Source organism: Marinobacterium sp. MBR-111 (assembly GCF_040547585.1).
Taxonomy (GTDB): Bacteria; Pseudomonadota; Gammaproteobacteria; order Pseudomonadales; family Balneatricaceae; genus Marinobacterium; species Marinobacterium iners.
Map to the genome: position 1 here is coordinate 54,604 of NZ_JBEPQA010000019.1, position 20,122 is coordinate 74,725.

The 20,122-nt window shown below is 56.2% G+C and carries 21 protein-coding genes; 19 read left to right on the forward strand and 2 right to left on the reverse strand.

The genetic code is table 11. The features are described 5' to 3' along the window. The first annotated feature begins 14 nt into the window (after nucleotides 1-14). Complete coding sequence (orn, locus tag ABIE61_RS13365; protein ID WP_354410275.1) at nucleotides 15-557, forward strand: oligoribonuclease; 543 nt, start codon at nucleotides 15-17, stop codon at nucleotides 555-557. Between the two features lie 19 nt (nucleotides 558-576). Here orn and queG read toward each other — a convergent pair whose 3' ends face one another. Then, nucleotides 577-1,707, reverse strand: coding sequence for a tRNA epoxyqueuosine(34) reductase QueG (gene queG / locus ABIE61_RS13370; protein WP_354410278.1), 1,131 nt, complete (start codon nucleotides 1,705-1,707; stop codon nucleotides 577-579). 71 nt (nucleotides 1,708-1,778) lie between these two features. On the opposite strand from queG, the gene ABIE61_RS13375 reads away from it, so the two are divergent. From ABIE61_RS13375 to ABIE61_RS13425, 11 genes are all read left to right on the forward strand, one after another. Continuing rightward, entirely contained in the window at nucleotides 1,779-3,284 is a 1,506-nt protein-coding gene (locus ABIE61_RS13375) for an NAD(P)H-hydrate dehydratase (RefSeq protein WP_354410281.1), read from the forward strand. Nucleotides 3,285-3,297: 13 nt separating this feature from the next. Further along, nucleotides 3,298-3,771, forward strand: a complete 474-nt coding sequence (gene tsaE / locus ABIE61_RS13380) for a tRNA (adenosine(37)-N6)-threonylcarbamoyltransferase complex ATPase subunit type 1 TsaE (RefSeq protein ID WP_354410328.1) — start codon at nucleotides 3,298-3,300, stop codon at nucleotides 3,769-3,771. Next, nucleotides 3,771-5,108: an N-acetylmuramoyl-L-alanine amidase gene (locus ABIE61_RS13385; protein ID WP_206835578.1), complete on the forward strand. Its 1,338-nt coding sequence runs from the start codon at nucleotides 3,771-3,773 to the stop codon at nucleotides 5,106-5,108. Before tsaE ends, ABIE61_RS13385 begins: the two co-directional genes overlap by 1 nt. A 16-nt stretch (nucleotides 5,109-5,124) precedes the next feature. After that, nucleotides 5,125-6,984, forward strand: a complete 1,860-nt coding sequence (mutL, locus tag ABIE61_RS13390) for a DNA mismatch repair endonuclease MutL (RefSeq protein WP_354410284.1) — start codon at nucleotides 5,125-5,127, stop codon at nucleotides 6,982-6,984. A gap of 41 nt (nucleotides 6,985-7,025) precedes the next feature. Continuing rightward, entirely contained in the window at nucleotides 7,026-7,931 is a 906-nt protein-coding gene (miaA, locus tag ABIE61_RS13395; protein ID WP_354410287.1) for a tRNA (adenosine(37)-N6)-dimethylallyltransferase MiaA, read from the forward strand. 117 nt (nucleotides 7,932-8,048) lie between these two features. After that, the gene (hfq, locus tag ABIE61_RS13400; protein WP_091827810.1) at nucleotides 8,049-8,288 is read left to right on the forward strand and encodes an RNA chaperone Hfq; all 240 of its coding nucleotides are present in this window, start codon (nucleotides 8,049-8,051) and stop codon (nucleotides 8,286-8,288) included. 8 nt (nucleotides 8,289-8,296) lie between these two features. After that, nucleotides 8,297-9,595 (forward strand): ribosome rescue GTPase HflX, encoded by a 1,299-nt coding sequence (gene hflX / locus ABIE61_RS13405; RefSeq protein ID WP_354410291.1) that lies wholly within the window; start codon nucleotides 8,297-8,299, stop codon nucleotides 9,593-9,595. Nucleotides 9,596-9,661: 66 nt separating this feature from the next. Then, the gene (gene hflK, locus ABIE61_RS13410; protein ID WP_091827808.1) at nucleotides 9,662-10,870 is read left to right on the forward strand and encodes an FtsH protease activity modulator HflK; all 1,209 of its coding nucleotides are present in this window, start codon (nucleotides 9,662-9,664) and stop codon (nucleotides 10,868-10,870) included. Further along, nucleotides 10,870-11,745 (forward strand): protease modulator HflC, encoded by an 876-nt coding sequence (gene hflC, locus ABIE61_RS13415; RefSeq protein WP_091827807.1) that lies wholly within the window; start codon nucleotides 10,870-10,872, stop codon nucleotides 11,743-11,745. The genes hflK and hflC overlap by 1 nt, the downstream gene beginning before the upstream one ends. Nucleotides 11,746-11,868: 123 nt before the next feature. Next, entirely contained in the window at nucleotides 11,869-13,047 is a 1,179-nt protein-coding gene (locus ABIE61_RS13420) for an ATP phosphoribosyltransferase regulatory subunit (protein WP_354410296.1), read from the forward strand. Nucleotides 13,048-13,088: 41 nt separating this feature from the next. Beyond that, on the forward strand, nucleotides 13,089-14,384 hold the full coding sequence (locus ABIE61_RS13425) for an adenylosuccinate synthase (protein WP_354410298.1): 1,296 nt from the start codon (nucleotides 13,089-13,091) through the stop codon (nucleotides 14,382-14,384). Nucleotides 14,385-14,476: 92 nt separating this feature from the next. Here the strand turns inward: ABIE61_RS13425 and ABIE61_RS13430 are convergent, their stop codons facing one another. Continuing rightward, nucleotides 14,477-15,292, reverse strand: coding sequence for an inositol monophosphatase family protein (locus ABIE61_RS13430; RefSeq protein ID WP_091827804.1), 816 nt, complete (start codon nucleotides 15,290-15,292; stop codon nucleotides 14,477-14,479). 130 nt (nucleotides 15,293-15,422) lie between these two features. Between ABIE61_RS13430 and ABIE61_RS13435 the strand changes: the two genes are divergently transcribed. The 7 genes from ABIE61_RS13435 (at nucleotide 15,423) to hscB (ending at nucleotide 20,114) form a co-directional block, all read left to right on the forward strand. Beyond that, the gene (locus ABIE61_RS13435) at nucleotides 15,423-16,181 is read left to right on the forward strand and encodes an RNA methyltransferase (protein ID WP_354410302.1); all 759 of its coding nucleotides are present in this window, start codon (nucleotides 15,423-15,425) and stop codon (nucleotides 16,179-16,181) included. Continuing rightward, nucleotides 16,174-16,998, forward strand: a complete 825-nt coding sequence (gene cysE / locus ABIE61_RS13440; RefSeq protein WP_354410304.1) for a serine O-acetyltransferase — start codon at nucleotides 16,174-16,176, stop codon at nucleotides 16,996-16,998. The genes ABIE61_RS13435 and cysE overlap by 8 nt, the downstream gene beginning before the upstream one ends. 66 nt (nucleotides 16,999-17,064) lie before the next feature. Beyond that, nucleotides 17,065-17,547 carry a Fe-S cluster assembly transcriptional regulator IscR gene (iscR, locus tag ABIE61_RS13445; protein WP_206835562.1) on the forward strand — a complete coding sequence of 161 codons (483 nt, stop codon included), beginning with the start codon at nucleotides 17,065-17,067 and terminating at the stop codon, nucleotides 17,545-17,547. A gap of 20 nt (nucleotides 17,548-17,567) precedes the next feature. Further along, nucleotides 17,568-18,782, forward strand: coding sequence for an IscS subfamily cysteine desulfurase (locus ABIE61_RS13450; RefSeq protein WP_091827800.1), 1,215 nt, complete (start codon nucleotides 17,568-17,570; stop codon nucleotides 18,780-18,782). A gap of 27 nt (nucleotides 18,783-18,809) precedes the next feature. Then, the gene (gene iscU, locus ABIE61_RS13455; RefSeq protein WP_091827799.1) at nucleotides 18,810-19,193 is read left to right on the forward strand and encodes a Fe-S cluster assembly scaffold IscU; all 384 of its coding nucleotides are present in this window, start codon (nucleotides 18,810-18,812) and stop codon (nucleotides 19,191-19,193) included. Between the two features lie 39 nt (nucleotides 19,194-19,232). Next, nucleotides 19,233-19,556: an iron-sulfur cluster assembly protein IscA gene (gene iscA, locus ABIE61_RS13460; protein WP_091827842.1), complete on the forward strand. Its 324-nt coding sequence runs from the start codon at nucleotides 19,233-19,235 to the stop codon at nucleotides 19,554-19,556. Between the two features lie 27 nt (nucleotides 19,557-19,583). Beyond that, the gene (gene hscB, locus ABIE61_RS13465; protein ID WP_354410307.1) at nucleotides 19,584-20,114 is read left to right on the forward strand and encodes a Fe-S protein assembly co-chaperone HscB; all 531 of its coding nucleotides are present in this window, start codon (nucleotides 19,584-19,586) and stop codon (nucleotides 20,112-20,114) included. Nucleotides 20,115-20,122: the final 8 nt, after the last annotated feature.

A 20,122-nucleotide genomic window follows, 5' to 3' on the forward strand; every position in this document is an offset into this window, starting at 1 on the left:
GGGAGAAAGGGTGCATGGCGCTGAAGGAAAATCTGGTTTGGGTGGATCTGGAAATGACCGGCCTGAATCCGGACACAGACCGGATCATTGAAATGGCTGCCATCGTGACGGATGCGGATCTGAATCTGATTGCGGAGGGGCCGGTGATCGCGGTACACCAGCCAGACGCCGTATTGTCGCGCATGGATGAGTGGTGTACCCGCCAGCATGGCCAGTCCGGGCTGACTGACAGGGTGCGTGCCAGCACTATATCCGAGGCCGAGGCGGAACAGCAGATGCTGGCATTTCTGCTGCAATACAGTGAAAAGGGTGCATCACCCATGTGCGGCAATAGTATTGGTCAGGATCGCCGCTTTCTCTGGCGTCATATGCCTGACCTGGAGGCTTTCTTCCATTACCGAAACCTTGATGTGAGCACGATCAAGGAGCTGGCCAAGCGCTGGAAGCCCGGCATTCTGGATGGCTTCAAAAAGCAGGGCGCGCATTTGGCGCTTGATGATATCCGCGAGTCGATCGAAGAGCTGCGCCACTATCGTCGGCATTTCTTCCGCCTTTGATGTCGGGGCTGTGGTCGATCTACTCGGGCAAGCGGCCTGCGCCGGGGTGATCGAGCAGCGGCAGCGAGCGTGGTGCATGGCGTTCGCTCAGCTGCTGCAGGGCCCAGTCGATATGTTCGATCAGCATCTCTGAGGCTGTTGCTCGGCGGTTGCGCAGTGCTTCCATGACAGCGTCACCTCCATTGCTGTTGCCCAGCGCAACCGCCAGATTTCGCTGCCAGCCTTCATAACCGGTACGGCGAATCGCCGACCCCTCAGTACGTTTCAGGAAAGTGGTCTCGTCCCAAAGAAACAGTTCCAGCAGCGATGCCGTGTCGAGTCCATGACGGGGCTGAAAGTCAGGTTCGCTGGAGCGGCGGGCAAAGCGGTTCCAGGGGCAGATCAGCTGGCAGTCGTCACAGCCAAAAATACGATTGCCCATCAGGGGTCGAAGCTCGTGCGGGATGCTGCCCTTGTGCTCAATGGTCAGATACGAAATACAGCGGCGGGCATCCAGTACGTAAGGTTCGGGAAAGGCGTTTGTTGGGCAGACATCCAGACAGGCGCGGCAGCGGCCACAGTGCTGCTCTGTCTCAGGTGCGTCCACAGGCAGAGGCAGGTCGATGAACAGCTCCCCCAGCAGGAACCATGAACCTGCATGGCGATTGAGCAGCAGAGTGTGTTTGCCGATCCAGCCCAGCCCGGCATTGCGAGCCAGTGGCCGCTCCAGCACCGGGGCACTGTCCACAAAGGGTCTGAACTGTACTTCGATTCCCTCTATCTGGCTGTTAAACCACTGGCCCAGCTGCTTCAGCCGCTTGCGCATCAGTTTGTGATAGTCGCGCCCAAGCGTGTAGCGGGCGATGTAAGCCTTGTCAGGGTTGCGCAATACGCCGGTGATCGGGGCTTCTGTCGGCAGATAATCCATTCGCAGCATGATGATGCGGCGTGTGCCTGGCAGCAGCAATGTTGGATCGAAGCGCTTGTCCAGGTTTTCGTTCAGGTACGCCATATCGGCCTGGTAGCCTGCTTCAAGCCATCGCGTGTAGGACTCACTTTCGGCACTGGCGTCGGGCAGGGTAATCGCGCAATCGTGAAACCCCAGTTCTCGGGCCTTTTCTTTAAGGGCCAGGCTGAGCTGTTGCAGTTGTGCGGTTGTATAGTCAGACATGGGGAACCGGTTGCCATGGCGCTCAGTCCATCCACTATAATGAACTGATAACAAAAAGGAGTTCGTGAATCATGAGCAGATCAGACCTGCCCGGTGCATTATACACGGCTGCCCAGAGTCGTGCCCTGGATCGAACCGCAATAGAGCAGTTCGCTGTCCCCGGTTTTCGGCTGATGCAGCGAGCAGGTCATGCCGCCTTTGCCGAACTGTTGGGGCGCTGGCCGGGAGTGCGCAGTCTGACCATCGTCTGTGGTACCGGGAATAATGGTGGCGACGGCTTGATTATGGCTGGTCTGGCCTGGCAACAGGGCATTCAGGTTCAACTGCTGGTGCTGGCGGAAGATTACGTTGATCGTTTGCAGGGTGAGGCGCTGGACGCCTGGCGCTGGGCGGACGCGGTGGGGGTGCAGTTGCAGTGCTGGCGGCCTGGCATGGAGTTGGCCGGTGAAGTGTTGGTAGATGCGCTTCTGGGGACGGGTATTAGCGGTGAAGTCAGTGGTGAAGCAGCTGAGTTGATCACACATATCAATCGAAGTCATCGGCCCGTACTGTCGGTGGATATTCCTTCAGGCCTCTGCAGTGATACCGGTGCCGTACTGGGGGTGGCGGTCAGGGCAGATATGACGGTTACCTTTATTGCCCTCAAGCAGGGGCTGTTGACCCATGCCGGTGTGGACCATTGTGGTGAGCTTAAATTTGATGGGCTGCTGTTACCTGATGAAGTGTATGAGGAGATATCGCCCAGCGCTTTTCGTACCGATCGCGACGATCTGGCCAAATTGCTGCCGCCACGCAGACGGTCGTCGCATAAGGGGCTGTTTGGGCATGTGTTGGTAATCGGTGGCGATTACGGCATGGGCGGAGCTGCTTTGATGGCAGCTGAGGCCGCTGCGCGCAGTGGTGCGGGGCTGGTATCGCTGGCGACAAGGCCCGAGCATGTAACCGCGGCGCTGACCCGGGCACCGGAGGTGATGGCGTCAGGGGTCAACTCGGGTCAGGACTTGCAGCCGCTGCTGGAGCGGCCTGATGTGCTGGTAGTAGGCCCCGGCCTGGGGCAAAGTGCGTGGGCCGATCAATTACTGCAAAAGGCACTTGCCAGTGGCAAGCCGCTGGTTCTGGATGCGGACGCACTCAATCTGTTACAGCAGCGCCAACATCTACAGGCCGGTCGTCACGACTGGGTTCTCACCCCGCATCCGGGGGAAGCGGCGCGCCTGTTGGGACAGGAAACCGCACAGGTGCAACAAAACCGTTTTGACGCAGTACGTGAGCTCCAGCAGCAGCTCGGTGGTACGATTGTGCTGAAAGGAGCGGGTAGCCTCAGTTTTGATGGTGATGGCATGCACCTGTGCAGTGCCGGTAATCCGGGTATGGCCTGTGGTGGCATGGGGGATGTGCTCTCCGGTATCATCGGTGCCTTGCGGGCACAGCGGCTCAGTGCCATCGATGCTGCGCGTGCCGGTGTGTATGTACACGCGCGTGCCGCTGACCTCTGTGCTCTGGAGCAGGGGGAGCGCGGGCTGCTTGCAACTGATCTGATCACCCGAGTAAGGCGTGTGCTCAGTGGGTTTGACTGAGGGTAACAAGGGGATGGAGTTTTTTCTGGCCGATGAAGCTGAAATGGTACGCTGTGGCGAACAGCTGGCTCAGGCTGCCGATGCCGGTGGTGTAGTCTTTTTGCATGGCGACCTGGGCATGGGGAAAACCACGTTCAGCCGTGGTGTACTGCGTGGCTGCGGTCATCAAGGCTCAGTGAAAAGCCCGACCTACACACTGGTCGAGCCCTATGAAACGCCGACAGGCCCGGTGTATCACTTTGATCTGTATCGCTTGAGTGACCCGGAAGAGCTGGAGTATCTGGGTATCCGAGACTATTTTGCCAACGATGCTCTTTGCCTGATCGAATGGCCGGAAAAGGGGGCGGGGCTGCTGCCGACGCCTGATCTTGAGATCCAGATTACGGTTGATGGCATGGGGCGCAGGTTAAGTCTGGTGAGTAATACTCAAAAAGGGGCCGCTGTTGCCGATATACTGTTGAAAATCCGCAATACGGATACGGGTTGATGAATACATTGCGCATACTGAGCTCACTGTTGTTGATGTTGCTGCTTGTGCCGCTTGCTCAGGCAGCGCAGGAAATCCAGAATGTTCGTGCCTGGCTGGCACCGGACAACACACGTCTGGTGTTTGACCTCAGCGGCCCGGTTGAACATAAACTGTTCACGCTGTCAGGCCCTGATCGAGTGGTTATTGATATCGACAAGGTCCAGTTGCAGGCTTCCCTGAATGATCTTGGGCTGGAAGATAGCCCGGTCAGTCAAATCCGTCACAGCACCCGCGGTGATGGTCTGCGCATTGTGCTGGATCTCAAGAGTGATGTGCGCCCCAAGAGCTTCGACCTGAAACCGAATGAACAGTATGGCCATCGATTGGTGGTGGATCTGGCGATGCGCGAAGAAGCGATCGTCACCAAATCCGTTGTACCGGTGCCGGGCGAGGAGAACAAGCGGGATGTTGTCGTGGTCATCGACGCTGGACATGGCGGTGAAGACCCGGGCGCCATCGGTCCTGGCGGAGTCAGAGAAAAGGATGTGGTGATCAAGATCGCTCAGGAGCTCAAGCGCCTGATTGATGCTGAGCGTGGCTACCGTGCTGTACTGACCCGTACCGGAGACTACTATATCAGCTTGCGTGGCCGTACAGGCAAGGCGCGCAAGAGTAACGCTGACCTGTTTGTATCCATTCATGCAGATGCCTTCAAGGATCCTCGCGCCCGTGGGGCTTCGGTTTGGGTGCTTTCTGGCCGAGGTGCGACCAGTGAGATGGGTCGCTGGCTGGCTCAGCGTGAAAACAGCGCCGACTTGATCGGTGGTGTGGGCAGTCTGAGTTTGGGTGACAAGGATGATGTACTGGCCAGCGTTTTGCTCGACATGTCGATGAATGCCAGCCGCAAGGACAGTCATCAGGTAGCGTCCAGAATCCATGCCAACATGGCCAGCTTTGCGCGCATGCACAAAAAGCATGTTGAGCAGGCCGGTTTTGTGGTGTTGAAGTCACCCGATATTCCCTCGATTCTGGTTGAAACCGGCTTCATCTCCAACCCGGAGGAGGCGCGCAAGTTGAAAACTGCCAGCTATCAGCGGCAGATGGCGCAGTCGATCTTTCGTGGCATAACAGGTCATTTCTGGGAAAAACCTCCCACTGGCAGCTATATCGCCTGGGCAAAACAGTCCGGCAGTCAGCTGGCGGGTGGTGAGCGTCTGTATAAGGTGGTCTCGGGTGATACTCTTTCCGTCATTGCGCAGCGTAATGGAGTGTCACTGCAGCGCCTGCGGCAGGCTAACCAGCTAAGTAGTGACAGTATCCGCATCGGTCAGGTATTGCGTATCCCGACCGGCTAACCCTTTCAGGTTTCTGATGACACGAATACATCTTCTTTCCCCTCAGCTGGCCAACCAGATTGCCGCTGGTGAGGTCGTTGAACGTCCCGCATCCGTAGTGAAAGAGTTGCTGGAAAACAGTCTGGATTCGGGGGCTGATCGAGTTGATCTGGATATCGAGCAGGGTGGTGTCAAGCTGATCCGTCTGCGTGACAATGGTGGCGGTATCGACAAGGCTGACCTGCCGTTGGCGCTGAGCCGGCATGCTACCTCCAAAATTGGCATGCTTGAAGATCTGGAGGCCGTAGGCAGCCTCGGCTTTCGTGGCGAGGCGCTGGCCAGTATCAGCTCCGTATCACGGCTTACGTTGACCTCTAGGCCGCCAGAGCAGGAGAGTGCGTGGGCTGTGTCTGCCCAGGGGCGTGAGATGTTGGCAGAAATTATTCCTGCGGCACACCCAGTCGGTACCACGGTTGAAGTACGTGATCTGTTTTTCAATACACCAGCACGGCGCAAGTTCCTGAAAACTGAAAAAACCGAATTCCGCCATCTGGAAGAGGTTGTGAAACGGCTGGCCCTGAGTTGCTACCGGGTAGGTTTTAGCCTGCGCCATAATGGCAAAGTAGTGCATCAATTGCGTGCCGCCGACAGTGAAACGGCACGTGAGCAACGTCTGTCCCAATTGCTGGGCAAGGCGTTCGTGGCCGAGTCAGTGGCACTGGATGTGCAGGCCGAAGCATCGGGATTGCGCCTTTGGGGCTGGATGGGGCTGCCAACCTTTTCCCGTGCGCAGCCTGACCAACAGTATTTCTTCGTTAATGGCAGGGTTATTCGCGACAAGGTAGTGACCCATGCCGTGCGCCAGGCCTACCAGGATGTGCTGTACCACGGCCGTCATCCGGCTTACGTATTGTATCTGGAACTCGATCCGGCGCTGGTGGATGTCAATGTGCACCCAACCAAACATGAGGTGCGTTTCCGCGAAAGCCGGCTGGTACACGATTTCATATTCCGCACCCTTTATCGCGTAATTGCAGACATGCGTCCGCAGGATACTCCTCCGCCTGCCGGCTCGACCGAAGAGCCAATACAGTCGGCCCCGGCGAGCTGGTTCCAGCCGGGTATGAATGATGCGGCGGTCGGTCCGGCTGTCGGTCATGCAGCTCAGTCTGGTATTGCGGGCTATGCCGGGCGCTCCCCAAGTGGTCCACAGGTGCGCGAACAGATCAGTGCCTATGGTGCTCTGCACCGGCCTTCTGGTGTTGCACCGCAGCCTTTACAGGCAATGCCTGCGGTCGAGCAGGGGGTTGAAATGCCACCGCTGGGCTATGCGCTGGCGCAGCTACACGGTATCTATATTCTGTCTCAGAATGCACAGGGGCTGGTGTTGGTGGATATGCATGCGGCACATGAGCGCATCGTTTACGAACGCATGAAGCTTGCGTTCGAGCAGGACCGTATCCGCAGCCAGCCCCTGTTGGTTCCGGTCAGTGTGGCTGTCAGTGGTCGTGAAGCGGATCTGGCAGAGGAGCAGCCCGAATATTTTGAGCGTTTGGGCTTTCGGCTGGAACGTATGGGTGAAGAAACGCTGGTGATTCGTGAAGTGCCGATAGCTTTGGCCAAGGCGGATGTGGCGCTGTTGTTGCGTGATGTGCTGGCGGATCTGTCCCAGGTGGGAGCCAGTGATCGAATTGAGGCGCATCTGAATGAACTTTTGGCCACAATGGCCTGTCATGGTGCAGTACGTGCCAATCGACAACTGACACTGCCCGAGATGAATGCACTGCTGCGTGATATGGAGCAGACCGAGCGCAGTGGACAGTGCAATCATGGGCGACCAACCTGGACGCAGTTGAGCCTGGGGCAACTGGATAAACTCTTCATGCGAGGCGAATAATGCAACAGTTGAGCGTGAACCGGCCTCGGGTGATTTTTGTGATGGGACCGACTGCGTCGGGTAAGACGGATCTGGCCATGAGGCTGTGTGACACATTGCCCTGTGATCTGATCAGCGTCGACTCGGCCATGATCTACCGAGATATGGATATCGGTACCGCCAAGCCCACCCCGGATGAGCTGCGAGCCTATCCTCACAGACTGGTGGATATTCTGGATCCGGCAGAGGCTTACTCGGCGGCGCAGTTCAGGGCGGATGCATTGGCAGAGATTGCCGATATTCAGTCGCGTGGGCGGATACCGCTGTTGGTGGGGGGGACCATGCTGTATTTCAATGCTCTTCAGCAGGGCTTGGCCAACCTGCCAGAGGCGGATCCGAAATTGCGTGCTCGGCTTGAGGCTGAAGCTGCCGAGCTGGGCTGGCCGGCCATGCATAAGCGCCTGGCTGAGGTGGATCCCGAGGGTGCACGTCGACTCAAGCCAACCGATGCTCAGCGGCTGCAGCGGGCGCTGGAGGTGTTTGAATTGACGGGCAGGCCGATCAGCGATCACTGGCGAGAACAGGCTGAGGCAAAGCTGCCATTTGATATTTTGCCGCTGGCGCTCATGCCGCAGGATCGCTCCAGGTTGCATCAGCGAATTGAACAGCGTTTTGATCTGATGCTGGCAGCCGGTTTCGAAGAGGAGGTGCGGCAGCTATGGGAGCGAGGTGATCTGCATGAACGGATGCCATCAATTCGTTGTGTTGGCTATCGACAGATGTGGTCCTGGTTCAGCGATGAATATGATCGCGATACCATGCGTTACAAAGGGGTAGTGGCTACGCGACAGTTGGCAAAGCGGCAATTGACCTGGTTGCGCAGTTGGCCGGATGTGAATTGGCTTGACAGTGAGGCGTCGAATTTAGTTTCCCATGCCTTGAAACTCGCGGACCCTGCCGTTATATAATGAATTGCGGTATGATCGCGCGCAAACTCTGTGCATACAGGTGTATGATGCCGGGTCAGTAACAATAGAATTAATTACAACTACATAAACAGCTATCCATTCTGGAAGGAGTTTGCAATGTCAAAAGGGCAATCACTACAAGACCCTTATCTTAATGTTCTGCGTAAGGAACGCGTTCCGGTATCCATTTTTCTGGTAAACGGCATCAAGCTGCAGGGACAGATTGAGTCTTTCGATCAGTTCGTGATTTTGCTGAAAAATACCGTCAGTCAGATGGTTTATAAACATGCCATTTCCACAGTAGTGCCTTCGCGTCCGGTCAAGCTGCCCGTGGCTGATGAAAAGCCTGCTGAATGAGGTATTAATTGTTTTTCGAACGTCCTGAATCTGGCGAGCGCGCGATCCTCGTCCATATCGAACTGGCCCGTGAGGCAGATCGCGAAAACCCCCGTGAACTTGAAGAGCTGGCGTTGTCAGCCGGGGCCGATCCGGTTGAATTTCTGACCGGGTCGCGCGCCGATCCCAGTCCCAAATTCTTTCTTGGCAAAGGCAAGGTGGAGGAACTTGGTAATCTCGTGCGTGAGCACGAAGCCGAGCTGGTGATCTTCAATCATTCCTTGAGCCCGGCACAGGAGCGCAATCTGGAGCGTGAGCTGCAGTGTCGTGTGCTGGACCGCACCGGCCTGATTCTGGATATTTTTGCCCAGCGTGCGCGCACCCATGAAGGTAAGCTTCAGGTTGAGCTGGCTCAGCTCGAGCACATGTCCACCCGATTAGTACGCGGCTGGACTCACCTGGAGCGACAGAAGGGCGGTATCGGCCTGCGTGGTCCTGGTGAAACCCAGCTCGAAACCGACCGTCGTCTGTTACGCGTTCGCATCAAGTCCATTCTCAAGCGACTGGAAAGGGTGCGCAAGCAGCGTGAGCAGGGGCGGCGGGCACGAAAACGCTCGGAAATACCCACCATCTCTCTGGTGGGGTATACCAACGCTGGCAAGTCTACCCTGTTTAATCGTCTAACTACGGCCAGTGTCTATGCGGCTGATCAGCTGTTCGCAACGCTGGACCCAACGCTGCGCAAGATTGAGCTGGCTGATGTGGGGTCGGCTATTCTGGCGGATACGGTGGGATTCATTCGTCACTTGCCGCACAAGCTGGTCGAGGCTTTTCGTGCTACCTTGCAGGAAACCACTGAAGCGGGTCTTCTGCTGCACGTGATCGATAGCTATGACGAAGAGCGCCTGGGTCACATTGAGCAGGTTGAAGCGGTGCTGGAAGAGATCGGTGCGGCAGAAGTCCCCGTACTACAGGTGTACAACAAGATTGATCAATTGCCGGATGCGCAGCCGCGCATAGACCGAGACGAGAACGGCGTGCCTTGGCGGGTGTGGGTGTCGGCGGTCAGCGGTGAAGGTATTGACCTGTTGCTGGCGGCAATCAGCGAACGCCTGGGTGAAGAGATGTTCCACCAGAAGCTGACCCTGACTCCAAGGCAGGGAGGTCTGCGTTCGCAGCTGTATGCGCAGGGCGCAGTGGTTACTGAAGAGGTGGATGACAGCGGCCAGATGCAGCTGGAGGTAAGGCTGCAGGTGAAAGATTTCAGACGGATACTCAGTCGTCTGGGGATTGATCAGGAACAATACCTGCCGCAAGGGGTCGACTAAGCGGGTCGGTTGCGGCGACAATGATATCCAATACAGTTAATCAAGCGGTTTAGTACGGAGAGCACTATGGCCTGGAATGAGCCCGGCGGGAATGGCAATAACCATGACCCCTGGAGTGGCGGCGGTGATAATCGCGGCAAGCGTGGTGGTGGCAATGATCAGGGTCCGCCTGATCTCGATGAGGCGCTGCGCAAGCTGCAGGATCGCCTGGGCGGTATCTTTGGGGGCGGCAAGAAGAAAGGTGGCTCCGGTGGCGGTTCGGGCAAGGGGCCGAGCAAGGCTGCAGGTGGCGGCTTCTTTGTTGTCATCATCGTACTGGCAGCCCTGTTTTGGGCGGGTATGGGGTTCTACACCGTCGACCAGCAGGAGCGTGGTATCGTGCTGCGTCTTGGCAAATACCACGACACGGTACAGCCGGGTCTGCAGTGGAATCCGCCGCTGATCGATGATGTTACCAAGGTGAATACCACCCGTATCCGTTCCTATGACCATCGCTCGTTGATGCTGACTGAAGATGAAAATATCGTTGATGTCGATATGACCGTTCAGTATGTGGTGGCGGACCCGGTCATGTACATTCTCAAGATTCGTGACCCGAGCGACAGTCTGGCACAGTCTTCGGAGTCGGCGCTGCGTCATGTGGTCGGTACTTCCGAGATGCACGGTATTCTGACGGAAGGGCGTGACACCCTCGCCCTGCAGGTGCAGGCGCGCTTGCAGCGCTACATGGAAGATTATTCGACGGGTCTGCAGATCTCCAAGGTTAACATCAAGAATGCTCAGGCACCTCGCCAGGTGCAGGATGCGTTTGATGATGTGATCAAGGCGCGAGAAGACGAACAGCGTGTAATCAACGAAGCTCAGGCCTATGCCAACGGTATTATTCCTGAGGCAAGGGGTCAGGCGCAGCGTTTGATGGAAGAATCCAATGCCTACCGTGAGGAGGTTGTTGCCAAGGCAACGGGTGAAGCCAGTCGCTTCACGGCACTTCTGACCGAGTACACCAAGGCGCCAGAGGTAACGCGTGAGCGTCTGTACATCGATACCTTGCAGGATGTGCTGAGCCGTACCGGTAAGGTGATGGTCGATGTGGAAGGGGGTAATAACATGATGTACCTGCCACTGGATCGCTTGACGGAGCAGCAGCCGTTGCGCGATACGTCTGGAAGGCCAGTCAGGTTGGATGAAAATACCCTGAATCAGCTGGCTGAGCAGGTACTGCAAGAGGCGCGTCAGCGTGCTCAGACAACCTCTGGCCTGAGGGAGGGGCGCTAATGAAACCAACAACATTGTTTGGGCTGATCGCCCTTCTGCTGGTCGTCATGGTGGGCTCCAAGTCCGTTTACATCATCAAGGAAACCGAGCGGGCAATTAAGCTGCGCTTTGGTGAGGTGGTTGAGGCTGATATCAAGCCGGGCCTGCATTTCAAAATTCCGTTCGTGAACACCATTCGCAAGTTCGAAGGGCGCATCATGACGTTGGATGCACGTCCACAGGCGTTCCTGACGCTGGAGAAAAAACGTCTTATCGTGGATTCCTTCGTCAAGTGGCGCATTGATAATGTAGAGAAATACTATACCGCGACATCCGGTGACGAGTTCCGGGCGGCTGATCTGCTTTCAAGCCGCATCGAAACCAGTCTTCGTAACCAGTTCGGTGAGCGCACGTTGACCGAGGTGGTTTCAGGTGCTCGTGAAGAGGTGATGGGTGCGGTCATTCGTGCACTGAGCCAGCTGGCGCAGAATGAGCTCGGTATCGAAGTCATCGATGTGCGTGTCAAGCGTATCGAGCTGCCGCAGGAAGTTTCTTCCTCCGTATATGAGCGTATGCGGACCGAGCGTCTGCGTTTGGCGCGAGAGTTGCGCTCACGCGGTAAGGAGCTTGCCGAGGGTATTCGTGCTGATGCGGATCGTCAGCGTACGGTGATCCTGGCGGATGCTTTCCGTGAAGCCGAAATTGTGCGCGGCGAAGGTGATGCCGAGGCAGCGGGAATCTATGCTGAGGCGTTTAATCGTGATGCTGAGTTCTACGGCTTTTACCGTAGCCTCAATGCCTACCGTGAGGCTTTCTCTGGAGCAGGTGACCTGTTCGTGCTGGATCCGAAGAGCGAATTCTTCCGTTATCTGAACAGTGCGACCGGAAACCAATAAGGTAAAGTGACTGTTGCCCAAAACCGGGTGCCTTTGGCACCCGGTTTCATGGTATAGTTGAACAACCGGGTTTGTGCCCGGTTTTTTTGTGATTCAGATCAACTGATGACAGCGGAGTAATGCATGGCCTTGGCAGATCGCTGGTTGCTGCCCGACGGAATTATGGAGCTGCTGCCGCCACAGGCGCGGCAGGTGGAGCTGATGCGGCGCAAAGTGCTGGATCTTTATGATAGCTGGGGTTACGAGCTGGTCATGCCGCCCATTGCAGAGCATCTGGAGTCCCTGCTGACTGGCGTAGGGCATGATCTGGATCTCAATACCTTCAAGGTCACCGATGGTATCAGTGGGCATACACTGGGCGTACGCGCTGACATGACACCCCAGGTAGCACGCATTGATGCCCACCGTCTTCGTACGGAAGGCCCTAGCCGCCTCTGCTACTGTGGCTCGGTACTGCACACTCATCCCACCAATATGCTGGCTTCTCGCAACCCGGTCCAGCTGGGTGCGGAGCTTTACGGCCATGCGGGCCCCGACAGTGATGTTGAGGTGATTGCACTGATGCTGGAAACGCTGTCGGCGGTAGGTGTTGCCGGGCCAATCAGCCTGGACCTGGGTCATGTAGCGGTATTCAGTCGGCTGATGCAGCTGTGTCAGTTGAATCAACAGCAGCAGGCTGACTATCAGGATATGCTGCAGCGCAAGGCACTGCCTGAAATTGATCGGTTTGTTGCCGCACTCGGGCTGGATGATCGCTCAACTACCTGGTTACAGACGTTGCCTCGCTTGAATGGCTCGGTGGATGTCTTGGCGCGTGCGCGTGACTTGTTTGCCAGCGATGTTGAGCTTGTGCGTGCAGTTGATGCGCTGGACGCATTGGCGCAACGCGTTGTGCTGCGCTGTGAGGGTGTATCAACCTATTTTGATCTGAGTGAGTTGCGCGGCTACCACTACCACACAGGTGTGGTGTTCGCGGCATATACTCCCAGCTATGGTCAGGCGCTTGCCAAGGGTGGACGTTATGACAACATCGGTCGTGATTTTGGCCGTGCCCGCCCGGCAACCGGCTTCAGTGCTGACCTGAAAACTTTGATTGACCTGTCTGCTTCCCGGCCTGCTGCCAACACCAACGCTGTGCTGGCTCCCGCAGGTGAGGATCAGACGTTGCAACAGGCGATTCGTCTGCTGCGTACCTCCGGTGAGCGAGTTGTACAGCAGCTGGATGGTGAGATTTCCGAACCCAGTCGCTTCCGGCGGCAGCTGGTTCCAAAGGGTGGTGACTGGGTCGTTATCGACCTTTGAGCGCATTTTTTTCTGATATCTAACGAGCATTCGAGACAGCAATGGGTAAAAACGTCGTTGTTCTGGGCACCCAGTGGGGTGATGAAGGCAAGGGTAAGATCGTTGATCTACTGACCGAGCAGGTCGCTGCCGTAGTCCGCTTCCAGGGAGGTCATAACGCAGGCCATACACTGGTGATTGATGGTGAAAAGACAGTCCTGCACCTGATTCCATCCGGTATTCTGCGTCAAAATGTACTTTGTCTGATCGGCAACGGAGTGGTGCTGTCACCGGAGGCTTTGCTGAAGGAAATTGCTGAGCTGGAAGGGCGTGGTGTGCCGGTGCGTGAGCGTCTGCAGCTGAGTCCGGCCTGTCCGTTGATTTTGCCCTACCACGTTGCGCTGGATCAGGCGCGTGAGTTGGCGCGCGGCAATGCCAAGATCGGTACTACTGGTCGTGGTATCGGCCCGGCATACGAAGACAAGGTCTCCCGGCGTGGTCTGCGCTTGGGTGATATGGCCGATCCTGAGCGTTTCGCCACCAAACTGCGGGAAGTGCTGGAGTACCATAACTTCGTGCTGCAGAACTACTACAAGGTAGATGCCGTCGATTTCCAGCAAACGTTTGATGAAGCCATGGAAATGGCCAAGACGCTGGTGCCGATGATGACGGATGTGACGGCCAAGCTGCATCAGTTGCGCAAACAGGGTGCGAGCATCATGTTTGAGGGCGCACAGGGCTCCTTGCTGGATATTGATCACGGCACCTATCCTTACGTGACATCGTCCAACACCACTGCAGGCGGCACTTCGACCGGAAGCGGCTTTGGTCCTCTGTATCTGGACTATATTCTGGGTATCACCAAGGCCTACACCACGCGCGTTGGTGGCGGGCCTTTCCCGACCGAGCTGCATTGTGGTGTGGGGCAGCGGTTGGCTGAGCGCGGTCACGAGTTTGGCTCAACCACGGGGCGTGCTCGTCGCTGTGGCTGGTTTGATGCGGTGGCACTGCAGCACGCTATTCAGATCAACTCGGTTTCCGGTATCTGTCTGACCAAGCTGGATGTGCTGGATGGTCTTGAAGAGATCAATATCTGTACGGGCTACCGTGACAGTAACGGCAACAGTGTGACTTCGCTTAACGGCAGTGAAGACTATGAGCAGATTCAGCCGGTTTACGAGACCGTGCCGGGCTGGCAGGAGTCGACCCTTGGTGCACGTACACTGGAAGAGTTGCCGGCTAATGCGCGGGCATACATCGCCCGTCTTGAGCAGCTGATTGAAGCGCCGATCGATATTATCTCGACCGGCCCTGACCGTAACGAGACCATCGTACTGCGTGATCCGTTCGATGCCTGAGATTCACTGATCTGCAGCTGAAAAAAAACCGCATCCCTGGATGCGGTTTTTTTTGGCTTAAAGCAAGCTCGATCAGGAGCGAGCTGAATGAATCAGCGTAACCCTTCGGCAGTGGCCGGGTGCAGTGTGCGTAGCAAGGCCTTGAGAATCTTGGAGTTGGCCGTGACCAGGTTGCCGCGTTCGCTGTAGCTGTTGCCCCCAGAGAAGTCGCCGACCAGGCCGCCAGCCTCACGGATCAGCAGCAGTCCTGCCGACAGCTCTGAAGGGCTGAGACCGATCTGGTAGAACCCATCCAGCCGTCCTGCTGCCGTGTAGGCCAGGCTAAGTACAGGAGATCCGCTGTTGTGGAGAGTTGCGCCTGCTTGCATGATTTCCTGCATCATTCGAACATGAGATTCCAGCCAGGGCTTGTCGCTCTTGCGTGCGTGATAGCCGGTACCGATGATGGCGCCTTCCAGTGAAGTGCGGTTGCTTACTCGCAGGCGCTTGCCGTTCAGCTGTGCGCCCTTGCCGCGGCTTGCGGTGAACTCTTCGCCAAACATGGGGTTGAGTACCACGCAGTGTTCAGCCTTGCCGTTGACGAAACCGGTGATGCTGAGCGCGAACATTGGCAGGGCGTTGGAGAAGTTGGTCAGGCTGTCAATCGGGCTGATATGCCATTCGCAGTGGCCTGGGCCTTCACCAATCGGCGCATGTTGACCCGTATACTCACCGATCAGGCTGTGGTGCGGGTACGCCTTTTGAATGGTGTTGGTAATCGTGCGTTCAGCCTGCTGGCACAGATCACTGATGAACTCAGCAACATCGGCCTGTTCGGACTTGATCAGGTCAAGGCGTTCGAGGGTGCGGGAAATCTGTTCGCCTGCGAGTCGTGCTGCCCGCAGTGCTATATTAACCATCGGTTGCATCAGTGTCGGTTTCCGGTCTTCGTGGTTGTCAAAGTCCTATTGTAGCTTAGTCGGAGCCTGCGCTGAACAGGTGGTCTGCAACTCGGTGATGTTCTGATAGAATAGCCAGCTTTTAACGGCGTGCCTCCCTATGTCTGATCACATCAGAATCGTACTGGTTAACACAACCCATCCCGGTAATATCGGTGGTGTCGCGCGAGCGATGAAGAATATGGGTGTCAGTGATCTTTGTCTGGTAGAGCCCAAGAGCTTTCCACATCCTGATGCCGATGCCAGAGCCTCGGGTGCGACCGATATCCTTGAGAAGGCCCGCGTGGTGTCTACCCTGGATGAGGCATTGGCGGATTGTGGGCTGATTTTCGGTACCAGTGCACGTGAGCGTCATATTCCCTGGCCGCTGGTAAATCCTCGCGAGCTGGCTGCCATCGCGACTCCGCTCGAAGGTAAGGCGCGTGTTGCCATTCTGTTTGGCCGCGAAGACCGGGGATTGACCAACGAGGAACTGCAGCGTTGTCACCACCATGTACATATCCCGGCTGTTGAAAGTTTTAGCTCGCTCAATATTGCAGCGGCTGTACAGGTTATTACCTACGAGTTGCGAATGGCACAAGTGGCCGATCAACAGGCGGCTCGACCCCAGTGGGGGACTGACTGGGATATAGAGCTGGCAGAGCAGCGTGAGCTGGAACTGATGTTTGAACACCTTGAGCGTACGTTGGTGGAGATTGAGTTTCTTGATCCGAATAACCCGCGTCAGTTGATGCCCCGCTTGCGACGTCTGCTTCAACGTGCTGTGCCGGATAAAGTCGAAGTGAATGTATTACGCGGTATCCTTACGGCCATCGAGCGCCGTTCGGGGCAAGTGAAAAAGGACAAATCCGATGTTTGATCAGGTTCGTGAAGATATTCGCTCGGTATTTCACCGGGATCCTGCTGCACGTAATGCCTTCGAGGTGTTGACGGCCTACCCTGGACTGCACGCAATCTGGTTTCACCGTATTGCCAACTGGTTCTGGCACAAGGGCTTGAAATGGCTGGCGCGAATGATTTCCAATCTTGCGCGTTGGCTGACAGGTATTGAAATTCATCCAGGTGCGACCATTGGGCGGCGTTTTTTCATCGATCACGGCATGGGGGTTGTGATCGGGGAAACCGCCGAGATTGGTGATGATGTAACGCTCTATCATGGCGTGACTCTGGGCGGCACCACCTGGAATAAGGGGAAGCGCCATCCCACGCTTGGAAATAACGTGGTATGCGGTGCAGGTGCGAAGGTGCTGGGTCCCATTATGGTCGGCGAGGGTGCGCGTGTTGGCTCCAATGCCGTAGTTACGCGTGACGTGCCAGCGGATGCCACAGTGGTCGGTATTCCCGGGCGCGTGATTCGACGCCACCCCGATGAAGACTCTCCTGAAGAGCAAAAACGGCGCCAAATGGCAGATAAGGTTGGGTTTGATGCCTATGCGGTTTCCCGTGAAGTGTCTGATCCGGTGGCACATGCCATTCGTTGTCTGCTGGATCACATGCAGGCGATGGATCACAAGGTTGAAACCATGGGTAAGGCGCTGTGTGAGCTCAAGCCGGGCTATTGCAACGAGGAGCTGCCTGAGCTGAAGTCGGAAGATTTTGAAGCCGCGGTGGATGAGCCTGAAACGTTGCGTCCTGCAGCGGAGCGCAAAGACCCGGTGAACATGTCGGACAAATAGTTGACTAATTTAGTAGGGATTTGCATAATACCCACAGACTCGCAAGAGTGGGTGTGAGGGATAATTATGCGATTGACAACTAAAGGGCGTTACGCCGTAACGGCGATGCTTGATCTGGCATTGCACGAAGGCAAGGGGCCGATCAGCCTGGCTGATATCTCCGAACGGCAGGGAATCTCTCTGTCTTATCTGGAGCAGCTGTTTGCCAAGCTTCGCCGCAACGAGCTTGTGCGCAGTGTGCGTGGGCCTGGTGGAGGATATCAGCTCAAGCGAGAGCAGGGTCTGATCAATGTGGCTGAAGTGATCGATGCGGTCAACGAGTCGGTGGATGCAACCGGCTGCCAGCACAACGGTGGCTGTCAGGGTGGTGAAGTATGCCTGACGCATCATCTCTGGTGCGACCTGAGTGATCAGATTCACGGCTTTCTGAGTAGCATCAGTCTGGCTGATCTGGTTGCACGACGAGATGTCCAACAGGTGGCAGATCGTCAGCAGCGGCTGATCGCCAGTACTACCGAACAATCAGCGCGCCACAAAGCCGCTGTGTGAGAGTTTTTTGGAGAGATGAGATGAAACTGCCGATCTACCTTGATTACGCTGCAACCACACCGGTTGATCCGCGCGTGGCTCAGAAGATGACCGAGTGTCTGACACTGGACGGGAACTTTGGTAACCCGGCGTCCCGTTCCCACCTGTTCGGCTGGAAAGCTGAAGAAGCGGTGGAAAATGCGCGTCGTCAGGTGGCTGATCTGCTGGGTGCGGACCCGCGTGAAATTGTTTGGACATCCGGTGCCACCGAGTCTGACAACCTTGCAATCAAGGGTGTTGCCCACTTCTATAACAAGAAGGGTAAACATATCATCACCTCGAAAATTGAGCACAAGGCGGTGCTTGACCCCTGCCGTCAGCTGGAACGTGAAGGTTTTGAGGTGACATATCTGGAACCGGACAGCAACGGTATTATCAGTCCGCGCCAGGTTTCCGAAGCGCTGCGCGATGACACTATTCTGGTGTCCCTGATGCACGTGAATAATGAAATCGGCACCATTACCGATATCGCGGCCATCGGCGAGATTACCCGTGAAAAGGGTGTTCTCTTCCACGTCGACGCGGCTCAGAGCGCTGGCAAACTGCCAATCAATCTCAACGAGCTAAAGGTGGATCTGCTGTCGGTCTGCGCACACAAGATTTATGGCCCCAAGGGTGTTGGTGCTCTTTATGTACGCCGCAAGCCGCGTGTACGCATCGAAGCACAGATTCATGGCGGTGGTCACGAGCGTGGCATGCGTTCCGGTACCTTGCCGACCCATCAGATTGTAGGGATGGGTGAGGCTTTCCGTATCGCAGGTGAAGAGATGGCGGCTGAAACTGCCCGGCTTGAAACACTGCGCGCACGTCTTTGGGATGGTGTGCAGAATATGGAAGAGGTTCACGTTAACGGCTCCACCGAGCAGCGCGTACCGGGAATCCTGAATATCAGCTTTGCCTTCGTGGAAGGCGAGTCGCTGCTGATGTCGATAAAGGATCTGGCGGTTTCCTCAGGCTCTGCCTGTACCTCAGCAAGCCTTGAACCGTCCTATGTGCTGCGTGCACTGGGGTTGAATGATGAGCTGGCACACAGCTCCATCCGTTTCTCGCTGGGTCGATTCACCACTGAAGAAGAGGTGGATTATGCAGTTGAACAATGCCGTCACGCAGTGGAAAAACTGCGTGAACTGTCGCCGCTGTGGGATATGTATAAAGACGGCGTCGATTTGAGCAAGGTTGAGTGGGTTCACCACTAACACCGCTAAAGTTTTTGGAGGTTTATCATGGCTTACAGCGAACAGGTAATTGATCATTACGAAAATCCGCGCAATGTCGGTAAAATGGACGCCGATGACCCGCATGTAGGTACCGGTATGGTTGGTGCCCCGGCGTGTGGTGACGTAATGCGACTGCAGATCAAGGTCAGTGACGAGGGTGTAATTGAAGATGCACGCTTCAAGACCTACGGCTGCGGGTCAGCCATTGCATCCAGTTCTCTGGTGACCGAGTGGGTCAAGGGGATGACACTGGATCAGGCATCCGAGCTGAAAAACTCTCGTATTGCCGAAGAGCTGGCATTGCCGCCGGTGAAGATCCACTGCTCGGTTCTGGCCGAAGATGCGATCAAGGCTGCAGTAGAAGACTACCGCAAGAAACAGCAGAAGTGAGTGAAAGCGGGGGCTGGTGCCCCCGTTACTGGGGTGATTATGGCGATTAGCATGACACAGGCCGCGGTTGACCATGTCGCGCGCTACCTGGAACAGCGAGGCCACGGGGAAGGTATACGCCTTGGCGTCAGAACCTCGGGCTGCTCCGGCATGGCTTATGTGCTGGAATTTGTTGATTCCGGCGAGCCTGAAGATGAGGTGTTTGAGTTCGGTGGAGTGAAGGTAATGATTGACCCCAAAAGCCTGACTTACCTTGACGGTACTGAGCTGGACTTTGTTCGAGAAGGGCTCAACGAAGGGTTCAAGTTCAACAACCCGAACGTACGAAGTGAATGTGGTTGCGGTGAAAGCTTCAACATCTGACCCGTTCGGGGTTATTGAGGTCGGTTGATGGATATCACGCGCAACTATTTTGAATTTCTCGGCCTGCCGGTCGGTTTTGATATCGATCAGGCCGAACTCTCCTCGCGTTACAGGGAGCTGCAAAAGCAGCTTCATCCTGACAGACATTCACATCAGTCTGACCGAGAGCAGCGTCTTGCGGTTCAGTATACTGCCTATCTGAATGAAGCCCTCTCTACTCTCAAGTCACCGTTGCGGCGAGCGCAGTATCTATTATCCCTCCAGGGTATCGATACACTGCATGATTCACGCGTACAGCTCGATCCCATGTTTCTCATGGAACAGATGGAGCTGCGTGAGCAGGTAGCTGAAGCGCCTGAATGCAGTGACCCCGAGGCGGAGTTGGAGCGTTTGACGGCGTTGGTAGAAGCTGAGCTGCGCTCGCTGGAGTCCGGCTTTGCTCGTGCCTGGGAAGCCCAGTCGCTGGAGCAGGCGGAGCTACAGGTGCGCAAGATGCAATTCATGTCCAAGCTGCAGACGGAAGTCGCAGCGCTCGAAGACAGACTGTTCGAAGACTAACGGAAGCA

What these genes read in the sequence shown, in the direction of transcription:
- orn (WP_354410275.1), top strand. Translation starts at nt 15, where the DNA reads ATGGCGCTGAAGGAAAATCTGGTTTGGGTGGATCTGGAAATGACCGGC.
- queG (WP_354410278.1), bottom strand. Translation starts at nt 1,707, where the DNA reads ATGTCTGACTATACAACCGCACAACTGCAACAGCTCAGCCTGGCCCTT.
- ABIE61_RS13375 (WP_354410281.1), top strand. Translation starts at nt 1,779, where the DNA reads ATGAGCAGATCAGACCTGCCCGGTGCATTATACACGGCTGCCCAGAGT.
- tsaE (WP_354410328.1), top strand. Translation starts at nt 3,298, where the DNA reads ATGGAGTTTTTTCTGGCCGATGAAGCTGAAATGGTACGCTGTGGCGAA.
- ABIE61_RS13385 (WP_206835578.1), top strand. Translation starts at nt 3,771, where the DNA reads ATGAATACATTGCGCATACTGAGCTCACTGTTGTTGATGTTGCTGCTT.
- mutL (WP_354410284.1), top strand. Translation starts at nt 5,125, where the DNA reads ATGACACGAATACATCTTCTTTCCCCTCAGCTGGCCAACCAGATTGCC.
- miaA (WP_354410287.1), top strand. Translation starts at nt 7,026, where the DNA reads ATGGGACCGACTGCGTCGGGTAAGACGGATCTGGCCATGAGGCTGTGT.
- hfq (WP_091827810.1), top strand. Translation starts at nt 8,049, where the DNA reads ATGTCAAAAGGGCAATCACTACAAGACCCTTATCTTAATGTTCTGCGT.
- hflK (WP_091827808.1), top strand. Translation starts at nt 9,662, where the DNA reads ATGGCCTGGAATGAGCCCGGCGGGAATGGCAATAACCATGACCCCTGG.
- hflC (WP_091827807.1), top strand. Translation starts at nt 10,870, where the DNA reads ATGAAACCAACAACATTGTTTGGGCTGATCGCCCTTCTGCTGGTCGTC.
- ABIE61_RS13420 (WP_354410296.1), top strand. Translation starts at nt 11,869, where the DNA reads ATGGCCTTGGCAGATCGCTGGTTGCTGCCCGACGGAATTATGGAGCTG.
- ABIE61_RS13425 (WP_354410298.1), top strand. Translation starts at nt 13,089, where the DNA reads ATGGGTAAAAACGTCGTTGTTCTGGGCACCCAGTGGGGTGATGAAGGC.
- ABIE61_RS13430 (WP_091827804.1), bottom strand. Translation starts at nt 15,292, where the DNA reads ATGCAACCGATGGTTAATATAGCACTGCGGGCAGCACGACTCGCAGGC.
- ABIE61_RS13435 (WP_354410302.1), top strand. Translation starts at nt 15,423, where the DNA reads ATGTCTGATCACATCAGAATCGTACTGGTTAACACAACCCATCCCGGT.
- cysE (WP_354410304.1), top strand. Translation starts at nt 16,174, where the DNA reads ATGTTTGATCAGGTTCGTGAAGATATTCGCTCGGTATTTCACCGGGAT.
- iscR (WP_206835562.1), top strand. Translation starts at nt 17,065, where the DNA reads ATGCGATTGACAACTAAAGGGCGTTACGCCGTAACGGCGATGCTTGAT.
- ABIE61_RS13450 (WP_091827800.1), top strand. Translation starts at nt 17,568, where the DNA reads ATGAAACTGCCGATCTACCTTGATTACGCTGCAACCACACCGGTTGAT.
- iscU (WP_091827799.1), top strand. Translation starts at nt 18,810, where the DNA reads ATGGCTTACAGCGAACAGGTAATTGATCATTACGAAAATCCGCGCAAT.
- iscA (WP_091827842.1), top strand. Translation starts at nt 19,233, where the DNA reads ATGGCGATTAGCATGACACAGGCCGCGGTTGACCATGTCGCGCGCTAC.
- hscB (WP_354410307.1), top strand. Translation starts at nt 19,584, where the DNA reads ATGGATATCACGCGCAACTATTTTGAATTTCTCGGCCTGCCGGTCGGT.